The 20989-nt window shown below is 44.6% G+C and carries 19 protein-coding genes; 11 read left to right on the top strand and 8 right to left on the bottom strand.

The features are described 5' to 3' along the window. Positions 1 to 2: 2 nt before the first annotated feature. Together JT26_RS10545 and JT26_RS09950 are read left to right on the top strand one after the other, a co-directional pair. Positions 3 to 632 (top strand): HAD family phosphatase, encoded by a 630-nt coding sequence (locus JT26_RS10545; RefSeq protein ID WP_081964502.1) that lies wholly within the window; start codon positions 3 to 5, stop codon positions 630 to 632. Beyond that, positions 629 to 1237: a YigZ family protein gene (locus JT26_RS09950; RefSeq protein WP_036849413.1), complete on the top strand. Its 609-nt coding sequence runs from the start codon at positions 629 to 631 to the stop codon at positions 1235 to 1237. The genes JT26_RS10545 and JT26_RS09950 overlap by 4 nt, the downstream gene beginning before the upstream one ends. Positions 1238 to 1585: 348 nt before the next feature. Here JT26_RS09950 and JT26_RS09945 read toward each other — a convergent pair whose 3' ends face one another. Together JT26_RS09945 and JT26_RS09940 are read right to left on the bottom strand one after the other, a co-directional pair. Then, positions 1586 to 2248 (bottom strand): HmuY family protein, encoded by a 663-nt coding sequence (locus JT26_RS09945; RefSeq protein ID WP_036849410.1) that lies wholly within the window; start codon positions 2246 to 2248, stop codon positions 1586 to 1588. Between the two features lie 45 nt (positions 2249 to 2293). Next, positions 2294 to 4339, bottom strand: a complete 2046-nt coding sequence (locus tag JT26_RS09940; RefSeq protein WP_036849408.1) for a TonB-dependent siderophore receptor — start codon at positions 4337 to 4339, stop codon at positions 2294 to 2296. 199 nt (positions 4340 to 4538) lie between these two features. Here JT26_RS09940 and galE point away from each other — a divergent pair, with 199 nt between their 5' ends. The 9 genes from galE (at position 4539) to JT26_RS09890 (ending at position 14639) form a co-directional block, all read left to right on the top strand. After that, positions 4539 to 5567, top strand: a complete 1029-nt coding sequence (gene galE / locus JT26_RS09935) for a UDP-glucose 4-epimerase GalE (protein WP_036849406.1) — start codon at positions 4539 to 4541, stop codon at positions 5565 to 5567. A 165-nt stretch (positions 5568 to 5732) separates the two neighbouring features. Then, a complete protein-coding gene (locus JT26_RS09930) occupies positions 5733 to 6410 on the top strand; it encodes a tetratricopeptide repeat protein (RefSeq protein WP_036849403.1) in 678 nt (225 codons plus the stop codon). A gap of 387 nt (positions 6411 to 6797) precedes the next feature. After that, positions 6798 to 8750, top strand: a complete 1953-nt coding sequence (gene thrS, locus JT26_RS09920) for a threonine--tRNA ligase (RefSeq protein ID WP_036849399.1) — start codon at positions 6798 to 6800, stop codon at positions 8748 to 8750. A gap of 72 nt (positions 8751 to 8822) precedes the next feature. After that, entirely contained in the window at positions 8823 to 9362 is a 540-nt protein-coding gene (gene infC, locus JT26_RS09915; protein ID WP_036788507.1) for a translation initiation factor IF-3, read from the top strand. Between the two features lie 106 nt (positions 9363 to 9468). Continuing rightward, complete coding sequence (gene rpmI, locus JT26_RS09910) at positions 9469 to 9666, top strand: 50S ribosomal protein L35 (RefSeq protein ID WP_036789010.1); 198 nt, start codon at positions 9469 to 9471, stop codon at positions 9664 to 9666. Between the two features lie 111 nt (positions 9667 to 9777). Further along, positions 9778 to 10122: a 50S ribosomal protein L20 gene (gene rplT, locus JT26_RS09905; protein ID WP_036788510.1), complete on the top strand. Its 345-nt coding sequence runs from the start codon at positions 9778 to 9780 to the stop codon at positions 10120 to 10122. A 264-nt stretch (positions 10123 to 10386) separates the two neighbouring features. Then, on the top strand, positions 10387 to 12300 hold the full coding sequence (gene dnaK, locus JT26_RS09900; RefSeq protein WP_036849396.1) for a molecular chaperone DnaK: 1914 nt from the start codon (positions 10387 to 10389) through the stop codon (positions 12298 to 12300). 360 nt (positions 12301 to 12660) lie between these two features. Then, entirely contained in the window at positions 12661 to 13215 is a 555-nt protein-coding gene (locus JT26_RS09895) for a GNAT family N-acetyltransferase (protein WP_036849394.1), read from the top strand. Positions 13216 to 13325: 110 nt separating this feature from the next. Then, positions 13326 to 14639 carry a nucleotide disphospho-sugar-binding domain-containing protein gene (locus JT26_RS09890; protein WP_036849392.1) on the top strand — a complete coding sequence of 438 codons (1314 nt, stop codon included), beginning with the start codon at positions 13326 to 13328 and terminating at the stop codon, positions 14637 to 14639. Positions 14640 to 15350: 711 nt separating this feature from the next. On the opposite strand, the gene JT26_RS09885 is transcribed toward JT26_RS09890, so the two are convergent. The 6 genes from JT26_RS09885 to JT26_RS09860 form a co-directional block, all read right to left on the bottom strand. After that, positions 15351 to 16118, bottom strand: a complete 768-nt coding sequence (locus JT26_RS09885) for a DNA alkylation repair protein (protein WP_036789014.1) — start codon at positions 16116 to 16118, stop codon at positions 15351 to 15353. A 266-nt stretch (positions 16119 to 16384) separates the two neighbouring features. Continuing rightward, positions 16385 to 16783, bottom strand: a complete 399-nt coding sequence (locus tag JT26_RS09880) for a DoxX family protein (protein WP_200878524.1) — start codon at positions 16781 to 16783, stop codon at positions 16385 to 16387. A 58-nt stretch (positions 16784 to 16841) separates the two neighbouring features. Further along, on the bottom strand, positions 16842 to 17561 hold the full coding sequence (locus tag JT26_RS09875) for a pirin family protein (protein WP_036788563.1): 720 nt from the start codon (positions 17559 to 17561) through the stop codon (positions 16842 to 16844). 284 nt (positions 17562 to 17845) lie between these two features. Continuing rightward, positions 17846 to 18457, bottom strand: coding sequence for a nitroreductase family protein (locus tag JT26_RS09870; protein ID WP_036849388.1), 612 nt, complete (start codon positions 18455 to 18457; stop codon positions 17846 to 17848). Between the two features lie 250 nt (positions 18458 to 18707). Next, positions 18708 to 20669: a DNA mismatch repair endonuclease MutL gene (gene mutL / locus JT26_RS10875; protein ID WP_036849385.1), complete on the bottom strand. Its 1962-nt coding sequence runs from the start codon at positions 20667 to 20669 to the stop codon at positions 18708 to 18710. 9 nt (positions 20670 to 20678) lie between these two features. After that, positions 20679 to 20987, bottom strand: coding sequence for a hypothetical protein (locus JT26_RS09860; protein ID WP_052079580.1), 309 nt, complete (start codon positions 20985 to 20987; stop codon positions 20679 to 20681). Between the last annotated feature and the right edge of the window lie 2 nt (positions 20988 to 20989).

Below are 20989 nucleotides of genomic sequence, written 5' to 3'. Positions count from 1 at the left end.
GGATGAAAATAGAAAACATTGTCCTTGATCTCGGTGGCGTCCTGCTCCATCTTGATATTGAGGAGAGCATAAAAAGATTTCAAGAGATTGGCGTGTATGATGCACGCCAATTTCTTAACCCCTACAAGCAGAGCGGACTTTTCCTCGACCTTGAACGAGGGACGCTCTCCGCCTACGAGTTTGTCCGGGCGTTGTCGCAGAGATACGGGCGCAGCTACACCTATAACGATATAGAGCACTGCCTGCTCGGCTTTGTCCGCGAAGCGCAAGCCTATAAGTTTGAGTTTATAGAGCAGCATCTTCTGCCTCACTACAACCTTTATCTCCTCAGCAATAATAATCCTTTCATCTACAATTGGTGTAATAGCAACTCCTTCCTGCCCGACAGAAGGAAGCTCGAAGGATTTTTCCACAAGACCTTTTGCTCCTATCACATGAATCTGTGCAAGCCGGAAGCCGAAATCTTTCAGGCAGCCATAGATATTTCCGGAATGGATCCGGAGAAAACCCTCTTTGTGGACGACGGAGAGGCAAACGTGGAGATGGGGAAAAAGTTTGGCTTCCGAACGATCATGCCCCACAACGGAGCCGACTGGCGAAACGAACTCTTATCCATACTTCACCGGCAATGACCGCATATAAGACCATCCTTCAACGCTCCCAAAGCGCCCTGACCGAGAAGCGAAGCAAATTCATCTCCTTCGCCATCCCCGTAGCCTCTCCGGAAGAAGCACTGGAGGAGGTGGCAAAGTTGCGAAAAGAGTATTTCGATGCTCGCCATGTCTGCTGGGCTTATGTCGTGGGGACGAGAACGCGACAAGAGAGAGCCAACGACGACGGAGAACCATCCTCCACAGCCGGAAAGCCCATCTTGGGACAGATACACTCCGCCGAGCTGACCAATATCCTCGTTGCCGTTGTTCGCTACTTCGGGGGGATAAAGCTGGGGACGGGCGGACTCATCGTAGCCTACAAAGAAGCAGCCGCTCTGGCGATAGCGGCATCCGAAATCATCACCATAGACCTCGCCAGACGCTACAAAGTCTCTTTCGGATTCGATGACATCAACACCATCATGCGTGTGGCGAAGACCTATTCTGCCGAGACGGCAGATACCGAAAGCTCTCTCTCCGGATACCAATGGACTTTCTCCGTGAAAGAGGAGCTTGCCGGCTTTTTCTTTGATGAAATCTCATCACTCTACTTTGCCGGAATAGAAGAGTTGCAAGAAGAATAATCCCCCCATCCCGTCATCGCACACTCTCGTCCGCACGCCAATTTATTTCCGTCCGCACACCAATAAATTTTTGCATATACGAAAATAAATTTCTGCATATGCAAAAATATTTTTCTGCATATACGAAAAAATATTTCTGTCCGCATGAAAATTTTTTTCCATGCCCATGAAAAATTTTTTCTTGGCCACGGAAATTTATTTTCTTACTAATCCAAAGTTTTTTTTCTGTAGACTATAAGTGAGTTTTGTCTGTCGTCAAAAAATAAGAAGCCGTAAAGATAGATTTACGGCTTCTTCTGCTTGTCTATCCGTAGCGATGCGGATAGTCTGTATTCCAGATAATGGAAGTTAGTTCAGTTTCGTACTGCCATCGGCTTGGTAGACATATTTGAAGCTGATGTATCCCGGTCTGCCTTCTGCATTGGAGTAGCTGACGAACTTTACTTTGGCATACTTGCCGTCCGCCGTGCGGATGATGAAGATGTTTTCGTTGGGTGTATAAGTGGGAGGAGGTCCTTGGAACCTGATTGCCTCACCGAGTCGGATGTCTACTCTTGGTTGGAGCTGGATCTTGGAGATGCCGCTCAGCACAACGTTTGCCGTGGTTTTGTGTTCGATCACTTTACCATTGTAGCCGAGAGCAACGTAGTCTTCGTCTATGCCGTATCCTGTGATCGGTGCTTCTTTGACATCGGCAAGATTCTGCTTGTCTGTCTTGAGTGCGCCACCTTTCCCTTTGCCGGACTTACCGCTGTTCGTACGGAAGAAGAAGGAGTTGAACGCTATATCCCAGTCTGAACGCTCTTGATAGTTGGACTCTGTAACGCCTCCCACTTCTTTGCCCGTAGCAAAAGAGAAGTAGATCCATTCTCCTTGAAACTCGGTAGGTTTGCTCTGTGTGTACTCTTTTGCAGAAGCATCGGGAGATGGAGCTTCTCCGGGCTTTTTTCCGCACGATGTCAGTGATAGCGCTGCCAGTATGACGAGCGAGATAAAGATTGTTCTGTTCATAAGTGATAAGTATATAAGTTGTGTTTGAAGTAAAACGGGGGCAGACTATATCTTGAGATGCAGAGATACAAAAGCGTTTCGCCCGATCCCCGTGTATGAATTGAAGCTGACGATACCTGCGTGGTAGTCGAATATGTTGTCCACTCCGAGCGTTATCTGACCTACTTTGTCGTGGCGATAGGAGAGGGAAACGTGCCAGAGGGAGTACGCCGGAATGATTGTCGTGTAGTATTCCGTTGTCGTGGTACCGTTTTGTTCGAGATCTTCTTGGACGTCAAACTCCTTTTTGCCGATATACGAACCGGAAAGGTTGATGTTGATGCCGCTCTTTCCCCATGAGCGATCGTACTCGGCACGAAGCGTTCCGGACAGAGTGCTTTGTGTGTTGAGCTGGAGACTTTTGTTCTTTGTGGGGTGGAGATAGTTGGCAGAAGCGTGGAGATGAAGCCCGTTCACAAACGGATTGAAGCGTATCTGTGCCTGCAGTCCGGCAAGGAGAGAAGACTCGATGTTGTTGTAATGAAGTTCTTTCTGATTGTTCCGCCAAATGCCCTCGATCTTGTTGGAAAAGCTGTTGTAGTAGCCGGAGATCAGTGCATAGAAGCGTCCGGAGACATACTCGGAAGAGAGAGAGAAGTAGTGGTTGCGCTCCGGTCGAAGTGCGGAGTTGCCATAGATCATGAACATACCGAGATGATCCCAGTTCATGTGCAGCTCTTTGATACTCGGCGATCGGTATCCTGCGCCGTAATTGAAGCGGAGCGTTACCGGCATCAGCTTATATATGGCTGCCGCTTTGGGTGCAAGATTGAAGCCGTAAGCGTTGTGATAATCTCCTCTCAGCCCGGCTATAATGCCAAAGCGGGGAGTGATCTGCCAGTCCTCTTGAACGTAAAGAGATGCGCTGTGCTGGCTTCGGGCGGAGTAGCCGACATTGGTAAACTTATCCGTGTAAAGCATCTCGTCGAAGTATTCTGCGCCAAGGCTCAGCTCGTGATGCTCTCCGATCTTCCGGACATACGAGAGGCGCGGCTGCACCAAACGGTGTCTGTAGATGAGGTCTTTGCGTCCTTTTATCAGCTCGAACTTCTTGTACTTGTTGTACTGATCACCCGAAAGCGTGAGCTTGAGCATTCCCTTATTATCAAATGTATATGTTCCGGAGATGCTTCCGGTGATGTCCGTGTTGTATTCGTAAAGGTTGTCCGGATTGAGATCATACTTGCTCATCTCGTACAGAGTGCCCGTAGCGGAGAGGGAGAGCCTTTTGTTCGGAGTGAATGTCAACACTTCACGTACGCTGTTGGTACGGAAGCCGGAGACATTGGTCGGGGAAGTGCTTACCGGCAGCGTGATGGTGAGATCCTGTTTCTTGAAATGTTTTTTGAGCCCTTCGCTGTCATGGAGAGCGTAAGCGTCCGCACTCCGATGCGTCAGTGTGGTCTGTGTACTCCACTTGCTATGGCGGTAGGATGCGGTCAACGAGCCGTTCAGGTTGGGTGCATCGGCATTTCGTTTGAAGAGAGCGTATTTATCGCCTGCTTCTATCGAGGGATAGTTCGTCTGATAAGCCGGGCTCCACTTCGTGTCCAGTGAGAGTCGAAAACGATCTTTGGGCTTTTTCGTGATGATATTGATGACGCCTCCCATTGCCTGCGTACCATAGATGGCAGACCCGGCACCTTGGACAATCTCTATCCTTTCTATATTGTTCAGATTGATCCGCTGGTAGTCTATATTATTGCCACTCTCTCCTGCCATACGCTCTCCATCTATAAGGAAAAGGATGTGTTTGCCACTAAGCCCTTGCATATTGATGCTTGTTCCGAAGCCGACCTCATTGAACGTAAGCCCCGGTACCTCTTGCGATAGAAGAGATTTAATGTCCGTAAGACCTCTGGACTCTATCTGTTTGGCGGTGATCACCTGCGTCATCACAGGGGAGTTAGATATCTTTTTCGGAGTACGGGTTGCCGTTACCACTACTTCCTCGATCTCCCGGTAGTCGTCGGCGTTGCGCTTCTTCCCTTGCTGTGCAAAGGAGGCAGAGTATATGAATATACCCAAGAGGGTAAAGATGATGCGATTCATTGCTTTATACAGAACAGAGCATAGAATATTCTACTTCTGAATTTTTGTGCAAAACTATACATACCTTTCTTTCTACACAATAGCTATAAATCGGTATTTTGTTCCTCTCTTTTTGTCTGTGCATTAAGGGTAAAATCGGAGCCGTTATATTGCAGAAAGTTTCTTAAATTTGCGAGAGCAAAAACCCAAAGAATTAGATATGAATAAGAAAACAATTTTGGTAACCGGCGGTACCGGTTATATCGGTTCTCATACCACCGTGGAGCTTCAAGCAGCCGGATATGATGTCATTATCGTGGATAACCTTTCCAATTCCAATAAAGAAGTGATAGACGGGATAGAGTCCATATCGGGTGTGCGTCCGTTGTTTTATGAGTTGGACTGCAACGATAAAGAGGGGCTAAGCCGCATCTTCTCTTCTCATCCGGGTATAGAGGGTATTATTCATTTCGCTGCAAGCAAGGCGGTAGGGGAGTCTGTGCAGAAACCACTGCTCTATTACCGTAACAATATAGTAACACTACTGAACCTGCTGGAGCTGATGTCCGAGCATCATGTCAAGGGTATCGTCTTCTCTTCATCCTGCACCGTCTACGGGCAGCCGGATATACTTCCCGTCACGGAAGCGGCTCCCACAAAGCCGGCTCTCTCTCCGTATGGCAACACGAAGCAGATCAACGAAGAGATCATACGCGACACCATCTACTCCGGTGCGCCTTACAAAGCTATTCTGCTGCGCTACTTCAATCCGATAGGTGCTCATCCGTCTGCCAAGATAGGCGAGCTCCCCATCGGCGTACCCCAAAATCTTGTCCCTTACATCACGCAAACCGCAGCCGGTATCCGTGCCGAACTGAGTGTCTTCGGGGATGATTACGACACACCGGACGGCTCTTGCATTAGAGACTATATCAATGTGGTAGACCTTGCCAAAGCGCACGTCATCGCCATGGATCGTATGCTCAAGAGCGATAAAGGCGAGCAGATGGAAGTCTTTAACATCGGAACGGGACGAGGCGTCAGCGTTCTGGAGCTGGTGCATACCTTTCAAGAAGCTACCGGCGTGGCTCTTCCGTACAAGATTGTAGGACGAAGAGAAGGAGATATAGAAAAGGTCTGGGCAGATCCCAAACATGCCAACGAAGTATTGGGATGGCGGGCAGAAAAAGAGTTGGCTGAGACTCTTCTGAGCGCTTGGGAGTGGCAGAAAAAACTGTCTCAAAAGTAAACCTGTCCGTTTGCTCTGCTTTCTTTCCGCTCTCTATCCGCTACAAAATTAAGATGGTGGTATCAGGGTATTCAACTTTATTTTGTACTTTTGTGGGCGGAATGAATTATTCTCTAATTTTTTGAGCATAAACTTAAAAGTCACATTTAGATTACGAGACTAAAAATGAAGGATCAGAAACAACACTCTTCGTTAGGAGAGACTACAGCGGAAGCTATAACCCGTTCGGAGAAATTTTTAGACGAAAACAAGAAAGCTATTGTCTTTGTCATCATAGCAGCAGTAGCTTTGGTGGGGCTCATTTTGGGATACAAGTATCTGTACAAACAACCCCATGAGAAGAATGCAGAAAAGAGCATCTTCGTTGCGGAAAACTATTTCGCCAAAGACTCTTTCCAGCTCGCTCTTAACGGTAACGGTGCAGACATCATGGGTTTCTTGGACGTAATCAAAAAGTATGATGGTACGCCTTCAGGCAATGTGGCTCATGCTTATGCAGGTATCTGCTACTACAAGCTCGGAGACTATGCAAAGGCTGAAGAGCATTTGAAGAAGTTCGACTCCTCGGATACTATGGTGGCACCTGCTTTGGTCGGTCTTATCGGAGACTGCTATGTGGAGCAAGACAAGTATCAGGAAGCCATCGGCTACTTTGAAAAAGCAGCAAAGAGCGCCGATAACGAGCTGATCTCTCCGATATATTTGAAGAAAGCGGCAACCGTTTACAAGCATCTTGGTCAGAATGACAAGGCTTTGGAATGCTACAAAACCATCAAGGAAAAGTACTACGCTTCTCAAGATGCTCAAGATATAGACAAGTACATAGAGCAGCTATCGTTCTAAACATCCGTTTAGACCCGAAGAATAAGAGAGGATGCGTCTTTCATCAAGGCGCATCCTCTTTCTTTTTCAGGTGTCTGCCCGGATCTTTTCTCCCGAAAGATTTTTTCTCCGAAGCCGTTCAGAACATTCTCTAAACCTTAAAAGAGGTTGCTCCAAACGGGATAAAAGGTCAAAACCGAGCTTTGTTTTCCATAATTCACGGCTCGATTTGCAAAACTCATGACCTGCTTTGCAGAACTCGTGGCTTGCTCCGCAAAAACTCACGGCTTGCTTTGCGGCAGTCAAAGTTTGCTTCAAAGAATATAACAGGTTCATTCTTTTATTTATACACTAAAAGAAGTATCTTTGCACAATATTTAGATCAAAAAATAGATTCAATAGGAACTTATGTCTCAAATAAAGATAACTTTCCCCGATGGCTCTCAAAGAGAGTTCGAGTCCGGTATCACTCCTCTTCAAATAGCGGAGTCTATCAGCTCCAGATTGGCCGGAGATGTCCTTTCGGCGTCTATAAATGGTAAAAATTCCGACCTCGCCACGCCCATTACGGAGGATGCTTCCATCATTCTTCACAAGTGGGAGGATAAAGAAGGCAAGCATGCGTTCTGGCACACCAGTGCTCACCTCATGGCGGAAGCATTGCAAGAGCTTTATCCGGGAGTGAAGTTCGGTATTGGTCCGGCCATCGAGAACGGTTTCTATTACGATGTGGATCTTGGTGACAGAGTGATAAAAGACTCCGATCTGGCTGCAATAGAGAACAAGATGAAAGAGTTGGCATCTCAAGGATGCCCCTTGCAAAGACGTGCCATAAGCAAGTCGGACGCTTTGGAGTACTGGAACCAAAAAGGAGACGAATATAAGATAGAGCTTATAACAGACCTCGAAGACGGTACCATCACAACATATACACAGGGAGGATTTACCGATCTTTGTCGCGGTCCTCACCTGAGAGACACATCGCCCATAAAGGCTATAAAGCTGCTCTCCATTGCGGGTGCATACTGGCGTGGAGACGAAAAGCGCAAGCAGCTCACACGTATATATGGTATCACTTTCCCTAAGAAGAAGATGCTCGATGAGTATCTCGTTCTTCTGGAAGAAGCCAAAAAGAGAGACCACAGACGCATCGGTAAGGAGTTGGAACTCTTTGCTTTCTCACAAAATGTGGGTGCCGGTCTTCCCTTGTGGCTGCCGAGAGGTACACAGCTTCGCCTTTCGCTCGAAGACTTCTTGAAGAAGATCCAAAAGCGTTATGGTTATGATCAGGTGATGACTCCGCATATCGGCAACAAGGCTCTATACGTTACTTCCGGACACTATGAGAAGTATAAGGAAGATGCTTTCCGCCCTATCCTTACGCCTCAAGAGGGAGAAGAGTTCATGCTTAAGCCGATGAACTGCCCTCACCACTGCGAGATGTACAAGGTGAAGCCTCGTTCGTATAGAGATCTTCCGGTGCGTTTGGCAGAGTTCGGTACGGTTTATCGTTATGAACAGAGCGGAGAGCTTCACGGTCTTACCCGTGTAAGAGGGTTTACCCAAGATGATGCGCACATCTTCTGCCGTCCCGATCAGCTGAAGGAAGAGTTCTTGAAGGTCGTGGATATTATCTTCATCATCTTCAAAGCTCTCAACTTTGAAAACTTTGAAGCGCAAATATCGCTCAGAAGCAAAGAGGACAGAAGTAAATATATCGGAAGCGAGGAAAACTGGGAAAAAGCAGAAACAGCGATCATAGAAGCTTGTCAGGAGAAAGGTTTGAGTGCCGTAATAGAATATGGAGAAGCGGCATTCTATGGACCTAAGCTTGACTTCATGGTGAAGGATGCCCTTGGTCGCCGTTGGCAGCTCGGTACCATTCAGGTGGATTATAACCTCCCGGAACGCTTCGACCTCGAATATACCGGAGAGGATAACAAGAAACACCGCCCTGTGATGATTCACAGAGCGCCATTCGGATCTATGGAGCGTTTTGTGGCAGTGCTTATTGAGCACACTGCCGGAAAGTTCCCTCTATGGCTCACACCGGATCAGGTGGTTATCCTGCCTATCAGCGAAAAGTATAACGACTATGCTTATAATGTTTCTCGCTACTTTGCTTCTCAAGATATTCGTTCTTCGGTGGATGACAGAAATGAGAAAATCGGCAAAAAGATCCGGGATAACGAGCTTAAACGCATCCCTTACCTGCTTATCGTAGGAGAAAAAGAGATGGAAACCAATACGGTATCTGTAAGAAAGCAAGGTGAAGGTGATAAAGGTTCGGAAGAATTTACTACCTTTGCGAAGAATTTGAACGAAGAGGTTGAGTCTATGCTTAATGCATGGCAGACTTAATCCCTATTTTGATTATACATATACATTATAACATACACACCCATATTCACCGGCAACAGAAAAAAGTACTGAATGGCGATAAACAACAAGAAAGACGATAAGGATCAGCATAGATTAAATGAGAAGATCCGTGTAAAAGAGGTTCGTCTCGTAGGAGATAATGTAGAGCAAGGTATCTATCCTACTCAGAAAGCTCTTGCAATGGCAGAGGAACAGGGCTTGGATCTCGTGGAGATTTCTCCTAATGGTGAGCCTCCGGTGTGTAGAATAATGGATTACCAGAAGTTTCTTTATCAGCAAAGAAAGAAACTGAAGGAGCAGAAAGCAAAATCTGTAAAGGTTGTGGTGAAGGAGATTCGCTTCGGACCTCAGACAGACGAGCATGATTATAACTTCAAGCTCAAGCATGCGATAGGATTCCTCGAAGATGGTGCAAAGGTTAAGGCTTACGTCTTTTTCCGTGGACGATCCATCCTTTTCCAGGATCAGGGAGAGATGCTTCTGCTTAAGTTTGCAAACGACTTGGAGGAATACGCTAAAGTAGACCAGCTACCCAAGTTGGAAGGTAAGAGAATGATCATGATGTTCTCTCCTAAGAAGACTAAAAAGTAAAGCAGCTGCAAAGCTCTTGACTCGATAATTCATATATTTTAAGTGTTGATTGCGCTTATGGCTGCGCAACAACATTATGTTTAACAAACAATACAAACGTACGAAAATGCCTAAATTGAAGACTAACTCCGGTGCGAAGAAAAGGTTTACCCTTACCGGAACAGGTAAAATCAAGCGCAAACACGCTTTTAAGAGTCATATCCTGACTAAGAAGACAACTAAGCAAAAACGTCATCTTACCGCTACAGGTCTTGTTCACAAAGTGGACGAAGCCAGCGTGAAGAGAATGCTTAACCTCAGATAACAGAGGCTCCTGAAAGTAGTATTTGTACAGATTTTTTTAACAGAGCACTTAGCCCAGCAAAGGAGTAAGAGATTCCATAATCCGCTAAGTCTCACAAAACAATTTTAAACTATGGCTAGATCAGTCAATCATGTTGCTTCAAGAGCGAAGAGAAAAAGAATTTTGAAGCTCACTCGTGGCTATTACGGAGCCCGTAAGAATGTTTGGACCGTTGCTAAGAACACTTGGGAAAAGGGTCTTACATACGCTTACAGAGACCGTAAGAACAAAAAACGTAACTTCCGTGCTCTTTGGATCCAACGTATCAATGCAGCTGTTCGTCAAGAAGGTATGAGCTACTCTAAGTTTATGGGTGCTCTTCATGCAAACGGTATAGAGATCAACCGTAAGGTTCTTGCAGATCTTGCAATGAATCATCCGGAAGCATTCAAGGCTATCGTAGATAAGGTGAAGTAAGAAACACTTTCATCTACCAAAATACTCAAGGACTCCTGCCTCTTTTAGAGGTGGGAGTCTTTTTTTAGTCATATTTGGCACGTTATCTGCTATGCTATCCAAGAGGTGTCATAGATGTCTGTCATACATTCTGCCAGAGTTAAGCTCTTGTCAGTGTACTCTGCCAGCTTTAATCTGTTGGCACACCGTTTGAATTTTATTGTGTGGAATGCTCGAAAGAGAGCTTTCCGAAATGAACGAACAAACTAAAAACAATTATATATAATGGGAAAAATAATCGGAATTGACTTAGGTACTACCAACAGCTGCGTATCTGTAATGGAAGGTAACGAGCCGGTAGTAATTGCAAATAGCGAAGGTAAAAGAACAACACCTTCAGTAGTGGCATTCGTGGAAAACGGAGAACGTAAGGTGGGAGATCCTGCTAAGCGTCAAGCTATCACGAATCCTCAAAATACCATATTCTCTATTAAGAGACTTATGGGAGAGACATTCGGACACATGGCAAACGAAGCAAGCAAGCTTCCTTATAAGGTTGTTAAGGGAGATAACGACTCTTGCCGCGTAGATATTAACGGTCGTCTTTACTCTCCTCAAGAGATTTCTGCGATGATTCTTCAGAAGATGAAGAAGACGGCGGAAGATTATCTTGGAGAAGAGGTAACATCTGCAGTGGTAACTGTTCCGGCATACTTCTCGGATGCTCAACGTCAAGCAACAAAAGAAGCAGGCGAGATTGCAGGTCTTAAAGTAGAGCGTATCGTGAACGAACCTACTGCCGCAGCTCTTGCTTATGGCTTGGATAAGAGTACAACAGATAAGAAGATCGCTGTATTCGACCTTGGTGGTGGTACGTTCGATATCTCTATCCTCGAATTGGGTGATGGCGTCTTTGAAGTACTCTCAACAAATGGTGATACACACTTGGGTGGTGATGACTTCGACCACGTTATCATCGAATGGCTTGTAGATGAGTTCCGCAAGGACGAAGGATTGACTCTTAGCGAAGATCCTATGGCGCTTCAACGTCTTAAGGAAGCAGCGGAAAAGGCAAAGATAGAGCTATCTTCTTCTGCATCTACAGAGATAAACCTTCCATATATTATGCCGGTAAACGGTATTCCCAAACACTTGGTGCGTACATTGACCAGAGCAAAGTTTGAACAGCTGGCAGACAAGTACATCCAAGCCTGTGTGGCTCCTTGTCAGAAAGCATTGTCCGATGCAGGGCTCAAGGCTTCGGACATCGACGAAGTAATCTTGGTGGGTGGTTCCACTCGTGTTCCGGCTATTCAGGAGATTGTACAAAAGATCTTCGGCAAAGCTCCATCCAAGGGAGTGAATCCGGACGAAGTGGTGGCTCTTGGTGCTGCCATACAAGGCGGTGTACTTAGCGGAGATGTGAAAGATGTACTTCTATTAGACGTTACTCCTCTATCTCTCGGTATCGAAACACTTGGCGGAGTGATGACAAGGCTTATAGATGCCAACACCACTATCCCTGCGAAGAAGAGCCAAGTATTCTCTACTGCTGCGGACAATCAGCCATCCGTAGACATCCACGTGCTTCAAGGAGAACGTTCTATGGCGAGAGACAATAAAACACTCGGTCGTTTCTCTCTCGATGGTATTCCTCCTGCACCACGTGGTGTGCCTCAAATCGAAGTAACATTCGACATCGACGCCAATGGTATCGTGAACGTAAGTGCAAAAGATAAGGCTACCGGCAAAGAGCAAGCTATCCGCATCGAAGCATCCACCGGTCTTTCGGAAGAAGAGATCCAACGCATGAAGGACGAAGCTGCGGCAAATGCAGAAGCAGACCAAAAAGAGCGTGAGCGCATAGACAAGCTGAACCAAGCAGACAGCATGATCTTCCAAATAGAGAAGAGCCTCAAGGATCTTGGCGATAAGCTCCCTGCCGACAAGAAGAGCGAAATAGAGACTGCTCTTACCGACCTCAAGGAGAAGCACAAAGCTCAAGACATTGCCGGACTTGATGCTGCAATGGATAAGCTCAATGCCATCTTCCAAGAAGCGAGCCAACAAATGTATGGTCAGCAAGGTACTCAAGCCGGAGGTCCTCAACCTAATCCCAACGCTTCATCTGCTAATGCCGGTGGTGGTGATGCAAATCAGGAAGGAGATGTTACGGATGCGGATTTTGAAGAAGTTTAAATAAGCATTAGATTCCAACATAAATAGAAAAATCGCAGCAAGTGTTTAGCTTGCTGCGATTTTTCTTTCTACCCATCCTTTATGCCTAACCAGAGGAGGATATAATATTTTTATCGTTTAGTCGGTTATGCTTTTATAGTTCTGATAAGGCTATATCATTGACGAGAACCCAAAGAAAGAAAAGAGGCGAGAATAGAATAGGTGATGAAGATAAAATCTCTGATTTTTTATCTTGCTTTTTTCTATCTAACACATTATTCCATTTCATATCTTTGTGTTAGTGCATTATCCTACATTAGTGATAGGCGAGAGATGATATGACAAGATGATAATAAAGTGAAATCTTGATTTAGTAAGAATATGGAATTACAAACAGAACATTTAATTTTAAGACCATGGCAAGAGAGCGATGCCGAAGATCTTTACAAGTATGCGCAAAACCCTAATGTTGGTCCAATAGCTGGTTGGCCCCCACATACGAGCATAGAGAATAGTCGTGAGATTATTAAGAGCGTTCTTTCGACTCCTGAAACTTATGCTGTTGTATTGAAAGCGACAGGAGAAGCAGTCGGTAGCGTTGGGTTAATGACGGCAAGAAGTGAAATTCACTCTGCAAAAATGGCAGATACCGAGTGCGAAATAGGCTTCTGGCTTGGAGAGCCATTTTGGGGACAGGGTTTGATACCCGAAGCTATAAATGAGTTACTTCGATATGCTTTTGATGACCTAAAGCAGACTGCCGTTTGGTGCGGTTATTTTGACGGAAATGAAAAATCAAGGCGTGTACAAGAGAAATGTGGATTTACTTACAGCCACACAGAGCACGACAAAGCAGTTCCATTATTGAATGAATTTCGCACAGAACATTTCACGAAACTCACATTAGACAATTGGAGAAAAACCAGAAACAGATAAATATGTTCGGTGATGCTTTTGTGGACTTAAACCTGTTTATGACAGTATTATATCGAGAAGAATTCAGGATAGGGTTAAGTGTTAACTTTTAATTTTCAACCAAAATCGATATGAAAAATAACATAACCATAGCTATAGCTACGATCTTTCAAAACGGAGGGGATGCAACAAGAGCCCTTGAGATAGCGAAGATTATAGATGAATATAAACCAGAGAATTGTAATCTCAGGATTGTATTCCTCACAAGAGGAAGCCTATACGAAGATAAAGTTATTGAAGCAGGATTTGAGCTCTATCGGGCTACTCCTCGATTGGAAGGTATTCGCTATCAAGATGATTTCGAAACTAAATTCGGAGAGCTGATCGGAAACGAATCATTAGCTTATGATATATTGCAGGGGGAGATTAAAGCATATAAAGAAATCAACCCCGATTTACTCATTTATGGATTTTGGCCGATAGGGAGCATCTCAAAGCGTTTGGCTATTCCAAGTGTAAAAAGCATTGCTTTCCTGCCACTGCCGTTAACGGAAACTTTTCTAAATGAGAGCCTCACCTTTCCTGATGAATTATTCTTTTCTCGATTCCCAGCTAAGTTTCAGAAGTGGGTAATGAGCTGTATTCCCCATTCATTAAAAAAGAGGAATCCGGCATTAAAGCATTCCTTAATCAGAAAGGCTGCTGAAAAATCCGGATGGGATGGATCTCCTTTAATCAACATATTTGAGATGCTTAAGTCTGATCTTTTATTGGTCAATGATTTGGCAGTCTTTTACCATACTGAGCAATACGACAGTACGGTAATCTTTACAGGACCGGTGTATGCTCAGGAAAAGCAAGAAGAAATAAAAGACAAAGAAATTCTCAAAATTCTTGATGATACAAATACACGCAAAAAGTTCTTTTGCACTCTTGGAACATCAGGAAGCAAGGAGGAGTTATTAGAAATAGTAAAGATGTTCAACTCTCCTTGGGGCATGAAGTGTGGTGGTATTATTCTTTCTCCTCCTTCTGTTTGTCCATTGGAAGAGTCTCAACGACTGCTTAACAATAAAAATGTTTATGTAACCGATAAATTTGTTCCGGCAAAAGCTATTAGTAAAAGAGTTGATTTAGTAATATGCCATGGAGGACAAGGAACGCTGCAAACAGCAATAACGAGTGCAATTCCTTTGATAGGAGTCGCTACGCAACCTGAACAGAAAATCAATTTGGAGCATTTAGAGGCGTTTGGTTCTGCTATTCGGATACCTATGAGAAAGTGGAACTGCAAAACTCTTGAGAAAAAAATTCAAGAGGTTTTGGAGCATTACCCCGAATATAAACAAAGTGCAGAAATGCTGTGCAGACAATACAATGAAACCAATGCAAAAAAAATCATTGGAGAATCAATTTGGGAATCAATAGAAGTTGTCAGAAAGTAATACCCAAACAAACGGTAATAATATTCTGATTGTTTATAATTGATTTCAGTAGTCATATTTACTCCATGCTATTGCAATCTGTTGTAAATCAGAATGTTTTTTTTTGTTTTTACTTCAAGGAGGAATTATTAAATAAGTAGTATTCCTACTCGTTGCTACTAATCTCAGTAGCCAATTATCGGAAGTTATACGAATCCGATAATTGGCTGTTTTTATTTCTATATTTGATTCCCTATAATTTTAAGATAAATGAATAGTCGGATTGTAGCTGTTTAGAAAATCATTTGAACGTGTTAGAAAGATAGGTGAAAGGTGTTTAGAAATATGAAGTGAGTCTTGGTTGCTGAAAATCAAAGTTTGGATTCTGGAAATTATGACTTGACTTTTACCAACCGAGCTTTGATTTCTCTTGTTAAACGTATTCACCGAAGGAAGTGAACAGGTTCTTTGGAAATTTGAAATATGGTCAGACTATAAATTTTTCACACTGTTTCAGATGAAGAGAGGGGTGTTTTGTGGATCTGTCAGTGATTATTCTCTTGTGAACAAGAGAGCATGAGAAACGATTTATGTATGACGTTTTTTGCGGAGCCTTATTGATGTGTACTTTGCTTAGCCTTTCCTGCCATGTTGATCTTTGTGGGGTGTCTGCAAAAGGTATCTGTTGAAGGCTTTTCTAATCTTGGCTCCGGTTTTTCGGCTATTATCTGTTCATCTTTCTTCGCACGAAGAGCACATGGCATCTTTGTTCTTGGTGCGAGAGGCATGCTTGATGATCCATGCGCACGCCTTTGTCATGTCCGGGCTTTCCCAGTCGGTAATGATCTGCTCAAACTTTAGAGGATCGGCTTTGTAAAGATCGTTCAGATTGTTGGCAACGCTCTTTTGGATGGTTTTGTCCGGATCGTTCCTTAGGTTGGAGAGAATCTCCCGGTAGAGATCGAAGTGCCGTAGCGCGACATCTGTTTTCTTTGACCATGGGAGGTATATGCGGAGGCATTCGCTTGCCAATCGACGTACTCTTTGATGCTCGTCTTTGCTCCACTCCAACATCAGCCGCATGGTCTTTTCGGGAAATCGAATGAGGATCGGACGCATACAGTATTCGCCTGTGAATCTTTTGGTCAGCTCTTTGCTGAATGCCGTGCTCGGCTCGAAGTGAGTGTCTCCGTATAGCTCTACGAACTTGCCCACGGGCCAAAGCCACCACCCCTCGCTGAACATGCCTAAGCTCCCTTCGACTTCCGGTCCGAGAATCCGGATGAAGATACTTAGTGTCTGTTCGTAGCTCTCAGGCAGGCATGCTTTGAGCGCAGTGGCAATGAGGATTTGTCTGTCGTTGAACTCTAAGAACTCCAGCCGTTGCGATACCAAGTTGATAAACTTGCCGGTATCAAACGGAGGATATACCGATGCTATTTTATGTCCAAGAAAGAGGCAATACTCCTGATTATAATACTCCTTTAGTTTCTTTGCCATGCTGTTGTCTGTTCGTTTATCGGATTTGAGTGGGCTGAGACTTTGGGTGGTGAAGTAATTGATAAGAAGAGGTCCGATTTCGGATGTTGTTGCGGCATGGAAGCTGCAAAAGAGGAATGACGGAAGGAAAGCATGGGAATATTCGAAGAGAGAGCAAGAGCGCAAACGCGTGCCGAGAAAAAGAGAGTAGAATCGGAGCTTGGAGATAACTTGGAGATAAATAGAAGAGCGAAACAGTAATGTTTCGCTCTTGTGTTATGGTAGTATCAGTCCCACTTATTTTTTGTAGAGACGGCATATTTCCCTCCGCCTGTAAAGAATAGAGCAAGAGCCCCGAATAAGAAGAGTCCGGGTAGTTCTGCCCCCCATCCTCCGTACTGATTGAGAGAAAAAACGGGGTGCCCTCCTAACCAGATAATGGCAATACAATTAAATACGAACAGGAGTGCCGCTAAGCGTGTCCTTGCTCCAAGTATCAGCAGAAGAGGTGCCAGAATCTCTCCTATATATACACCATAGGCGATAAATGCAGGTAGGCTTTTTGCTTCAAGCATCCCTTGTACGGGGCCCATGCCTCCTTGTAGTTTGGCGATGCCATGCAACAGCATCATCACCCCGATCGAGAGTCGGAGGATCAAAATGCCTAAATCTTTGTTTCTATCCATAATGATATTGTGTGTTTGATGTTGTCTTATTTTGTGTCTGTTTTCTGTATTACTCTGATCAGGCAGTCATAGGTACTTCCATAAGAAGTATTTCGGTGCCCGAAGCATCGGACGTCACGGAGAGAGTGTCTATATCCCAAATACCGAGACCGTCTCTTGTTGAGAGCGAGTGGCCCGAAATAGTGGCTTTACCTTTTATGATAAAGGCATAGACGCCGTTGCCTTTGTGCTTTATCTTGTATTCGGATGTTGTGCCGTGGTCAAACTTTCCCATATGGAACCATGCATTTTGGTGTATCCATACCCCTTCATCATTCGGATCGGGGGAGAGGATTTGGTGGAATCGGTTGATCATGCTGTTTACATCCAAGCTTTTTTGATCGTAGCGAGGAGCAACATTTTTTTTGTTTGGGAAGATCCAAATCTGTAAAAATTTGGTCAGACGATCTTTGTTCCTATTATATTCACTGTGCTGAATACCTGTCCCGGCACTCATGACTTGAATATCTCCCTGCTTGATCACAGCAATATTGCCAAGAGTATCTTTGTGTTCAAGATCTCCCTCCAAAGGAATGCTGATAATCTCCATATTGTCGTGCGGATGTTTACCAAAGCCCATTCCTGCTGCAACGGTATCATCATTGATTACTCTAAGTGCACCGAAGTGTATGCGTTCGGGATTGTAGTAGTTGCCAAAGCTAAAAGTGTGATAGGATTCTAACCATCCGAAGTTAGCTTTACCACGTGTTTCTGATTTGTGAATTACAAAATTTTTCATGTTAATTAAATCTTATGTGGATTGTGTATAGCTTTTTATAAATTGGTTATCGACAATCTATCCGTAGAGATGTTCTGAAGAGTGTGAGGATTGTTTTATATCTCTTCTTCTGGGAACAACATACTATGAAGCCATGTAACTTAAGTAATTTCCCAAGTGAAACGAAAGCACTATATGTAAAGTGAGCATTATCTCGCTTTTTACATATAGTGCCATCTGAATCGGGTGATTTTATCTTACCCGAGTGTAGAATTGTAGATAAAACGAATCTTCTATCTTCTGTTTTACTTCACTATAAGTGTCTCTGCAAGAGAGAGTTTTTCTTTTGCACTCACCTCTTCAGCCGGCGCTCCGAAAGGCATCTGTGCTGTGAGTACCCATGAAGGGTCTACACCTGCAAGGGTCTTGATTTCATCGTCTATCATACCGATGTAGTGCTGAAGATTTACTCCAAAGCCAAGTACATCCAGACCCATCCATACGGCGTATTGGTGAGAGCCTTGGGTCTGTTGAGCCCAAAGAGGAAAGTTTGCAGCGTATGCGGGGAAAGATGCTTGAAGGCCTTCTGTGACAGAAGGTACATCAAAGAAAAGAATAGTGCCGACACCGCTTGCAAAAGCTTGACGTACTTTAGGAGCTGTATTAGCTTCGTACTTCTCTTGCCCCATAAACCCTATCAATGCCTTTTCTATAAGTTCCCAGTGAGCGGTATGCGCTTCTCCCGTAAGAAGTACCATACGAACAGGTTGAGAGTTGAAAGCTGAAGGTATGTTTTGTAGAACATGACCGAGAAGGTCTTCGACGGCTTCGCGTGGAGCTACCCATTCCGGACGGATAGCATAATGAGAATGGCGATGCGAAAGGGCATCTTTAAGAGTTTCTATTTTTGTAGTCATATATTCAAAAAACCAACGAAGGTGCTATGTCTTTTTATAAATCAAAAACTTGATTTAGTTTGTCCGCAACAATAACTAAAAACAAAACAGATATTTTGTGTAGAACCTTTGTTGGAATATTTATTGTTATTTAGAAGAACTATTTTATATGTTTTGTAATGGAAATACGGACTTCACGTTGCAAAGATACAAAAAAATAGATTTAATGGCGCAGATATGAACGGATAAATTTATCCTCGTAGGGAGTTGCTTATCCAAATCTTTTTTGTATTTCTTCTGCCGTTATTTTAGAAAAGATTGTATGTCCATCAAAAGTAACTCTGGTTTCTGACAGTTTACGTAGGGAGTAGAGAAGTTTTTGTGCTTCCTGTTTTCGCAGAATAGGTGTAACTCTTTTGTGTAAAGCTTTTACCATCGAAGCAACAATCTGTTCGAGGACAATCTCTTTTGATTTCTTTTCCAAGTGCTTACTTTCATACAGTATCTGGACAAGAAGATCGGGATCTGTCGGCATTCCTTCCGGAATGGCTACCAAGCTGAATGTGTTCCCTCCCATATCGGTAAGGTCGTAGCCTACTTCACTCAATTCATCCATGTATCTGTGTAAAAGATGTGCCTCTTGAGTGTTGAGCGTGAGAAGTTCAGGGAACATCAGCGGTTGAGATACCGGCTTAGAGGCAAGAAGACGTGCCATATATTTGTGGTGCGAAATAGCTCTTGCCGCCTGATGAGCATCTATAATAGAAAGACTATCCTCATCCATAGTGATGATATATCGCTGGCGAAGGATGATGAGAGACTCTCTCTCCGGCTCATCCGACAGGCTTTCTCTCTCTTGGGGAGCAGGGGTCAGGAGCGAGTCTGTATGTGTTGTGTCGTCCGGCTTTAGGGATGAAGAGCGAGACGTGAATACGGAAGCAGCTGTCTCCGGCTCTTGTGATACGGAAGAGGAGAGGGAGGAAGTGCGCCTCTTTACTCTGATGCCGCCGGGGGGTGATGTCGTTATGCCGGAATCTTTTTCAAAGTCTTTGTAGAAGGCTTCCCATTCCACATCCTTTTCCAACTCGAAACCTCCGAAATCTTTATAGTCGTCCGGGTCGAATGAAGGGATATAGTCCGTGTTTTCTCCTCCAATTTTGGGTTCTACCAACTCGTTATCTGAAAGAGATTTATAGTTCGGAATGTCTATCTTGTCTTGAGTGAAGTCTATGGCATGCGCCACTGCTCCTTTCATGAGCGTCTCTCGAAGGACGGTATTGAGTATCTGCCCGATATAGGTTTCGTTCTCGAACTTTATTTCGGTCTTAGTCGGGTGAATATTTACGTCTATTGAGGAGGGATCGACATAGAGGTAGATAAAGTAGTCTGGCATATCTCCCGATGGAATCATTCCCTCATAAGCATTCATGAGCATCCGATGAAAGTAGGAGTGCTTCATGAATCGGTCATTTACAAAGAAGTATTGCTGCGCTCCTCTTTTACGGCATTCGGATGGCGTACTTGTGAATCCGCTGATACGGACAAGGGGTGTCTCGGCTTCTATCTTGAGTATCTTGCTCTCCAATCTGTGCCCGAAGAGGTCGAGGAGACGCTTTTTGAGTTCGCCCGGATGGTAGTCGAAGATAACCTTTTCCTGATGCAAGAGGCGAAATCTGATCTGTGGGCAGACTGCGGCAATACGGTATATTTCGGTCTGTATGCGCCTGAACTCGGTGTCGTTGGTCTTTAGAAACTTGCGGCGAGCCGGTATCTCGTGAAAGATGTTCTTTACCGAGAAGATGGATCCGGGGGGACAAGTGGCTATCTCGTTGGAGATAACCCGACCTCCTTTGAGCTCTATGCGCACACCGGTATCTTCATCGTGTTGGCGGGTGATAAGCTCCACCTCTGCCACGGCTGCTATCGAGGGCAATGCCTCTCCCCGAAAGCCCATAGTACAAAGGCGGAAGAGGTCATCGGCTGTCTTTATCTTGCTGGTGGCGTGTCTCTCGAAAGCCATTCGGGCATCTATGGGAGACATCCCTTTCCCGTTGTCTATAACGCGGAGAAGGGTGCGCCCGGCATCCAAGACTTCTATCTCTATCTCTGTGGCTCCTGCATCTATACTGTTTTCGACCAATTCCTTTATGACGGATGCGGGTCGTTGTATGACCTCTCCGGCTGCTATTTGATTGGCAATATTATCAGGAAGAAGATTGATGACATTCTTCATACAGCAGGTTTATCTGTAATATAGGACGTAAAAGAGCACAGCAAGCACCACGAGAAGAAGAAGCATCCACCAGTTGGACTTTGCACGGCTCTCCTTGCTCTGTCCCTTGTCTTTACTGCGTTGGAGATGCTTGGACTGTTTGGAGATAGAGCCTTCGATGAGATCTTTATAGTCTTCCGCAGAAAGAGAGGCCTCGTCTCCGTTCAGCTCTCTCTGGATGCGTCTTACGCGCTTTTCCAGCTCCTGCTTCCTGACATCTGTATAGATGTAGGAGTATCTGAAGCTTTTAGGCTTTTGAGGATTAAAAAAAGATTTCATGG

Source organism: Porphyromonas sp. COT-108 OH1349 (assembly GCF_000768755.1).
Taxonomy (GTDB): domain Bacteria; phylum Bacteroidota; class Bacteroidia; order Bacteroidales; family Porphyromonadaceae; genus Porphyromonas_A; species Porphyromonas_A canoris.
This window is presented reverse-complemented; position numbering and strand designations above follow the sequence as displayed.

Coding starts and splice junctions, on each gene's coding strand:
- JT26_RS10545 (WP_081964502.1), top strand. CDS start 3: ATGAAAATAGAAAACATTGTCCTTGATCTCGGTGGCGTCCTGCTCCAT.
- JT26_RS09950 (WP_036849413.1), top strand. CDS start 629: ATGACCGCATATAAGACCATCCTTCAACGCTCCCAAAGCGCCCTGACC.
- JT26_RS09945 (WP_036849410.1), bottom strand. CDS start 2,248: ATGAACAGAACAATCTTTATCTCGCTCGTCATACTGGCAGCGCTATCA.
- JT26_RS09940 (WP_036849408.1), bottom strand. CDS start 4,339: ATGAATCGCATCATCTTTACCCTCTTGGGTATATTCATATACTCTGCC.
- galE (WP_036849406.1), top strand. CDS start 4,539: ATGAATAAGAAAACAATTTTGGTAACCGGCGGTACCGGTTATATCGGT.
- JT26_RS09930 (WP_036849403.1), top strand. CDS start 5,733: ATGAAGGATCAGAAACAACACTCTTCGTTAGGAGAGACTACAGCGGAA.
- thrS (WP_036849399.1), top strand. CDS start 6,798: ATGTCTCAAATAAAGATAACTTTCCCCGATGGCTCTCAAAGAGAGTTC.
- infC (WP_036788507.1), top strand. CDS start 8,823: ATGGCGATAAACAACAAGAAAGACGATAAGGATCAGCATAGATTAAAT.
- rpmI (WP_036789010.1), top strand. CDS start 9,469: ATGCCTAAATTGAAGACTAACTCCGGTGCGAAGAAAAGGTTTACCCTT.
- rplT (WP_036788510.1), top strand. CDS start 9,778: ATGGCTAGATCAGTCAATCATGTTGCTTCAAGAGCGAAGAGAAAAAGA.
- dnaK (WP_036849396.1), top strand. CDS start 10,387: ATGGGAAAAATAATCGGAATTGACTTAGGTACTACCAACAGCTGCGTA.
- JT26_RS09895 (WP_036849394.1), top strand. CDS start 12,661: ATGGAATTACAAACAGAACATTTAATTTTAAGACCATGGCAAGAGAGC.
- JT26_RS09890 (WP_036849392.1), top strand. CDS start 13,326: ATGAAAAATAACATAACCATAGCTATAGCTACGATCTTTCAAAACGGA.
- JT26_RS09885 (WP_036789014.1), bottom strand. CDS start 16,118: ATGGCAAAGAAACTAAAGGAGTATTATAATCAGGAGTATTGCCTCTTT.
- JT26_RS09880 (WP_200878524.1), bottom strand. CDS start 16,783: ATGGATAGAAACAAAGATTTAGGCATTTTGATCCTCCGACTCTCGATC.
- JT26_RS09875 (WP_036788563.1), bottom strand. CDS start 17,561: ATGAAAAATTTTGTAATTCACAAATCAGAAACACGTGGTAAAGCTAAC.
- JT26_RS09870 (WP_036849388.1), bottom strand. CDS start 18,457: ATGACTACAAAAATAGAAACTCTTAAAGATGCCCTTTCGCATCGCCAT.
- mutL (WP_036849385.1), bottom strand. CDS start 20,669: ATGAAGAATGTCATCAATCTTCTTCCTGATAATATTGCCAATCAAATA.
- JT26_RS09860 (WP_052079580.1), bottom strand. CDS start 20,987: ATGAAATCTTTTTTTAATCCTCAAAAGCCTAAAAGCTTCAGATACTCC.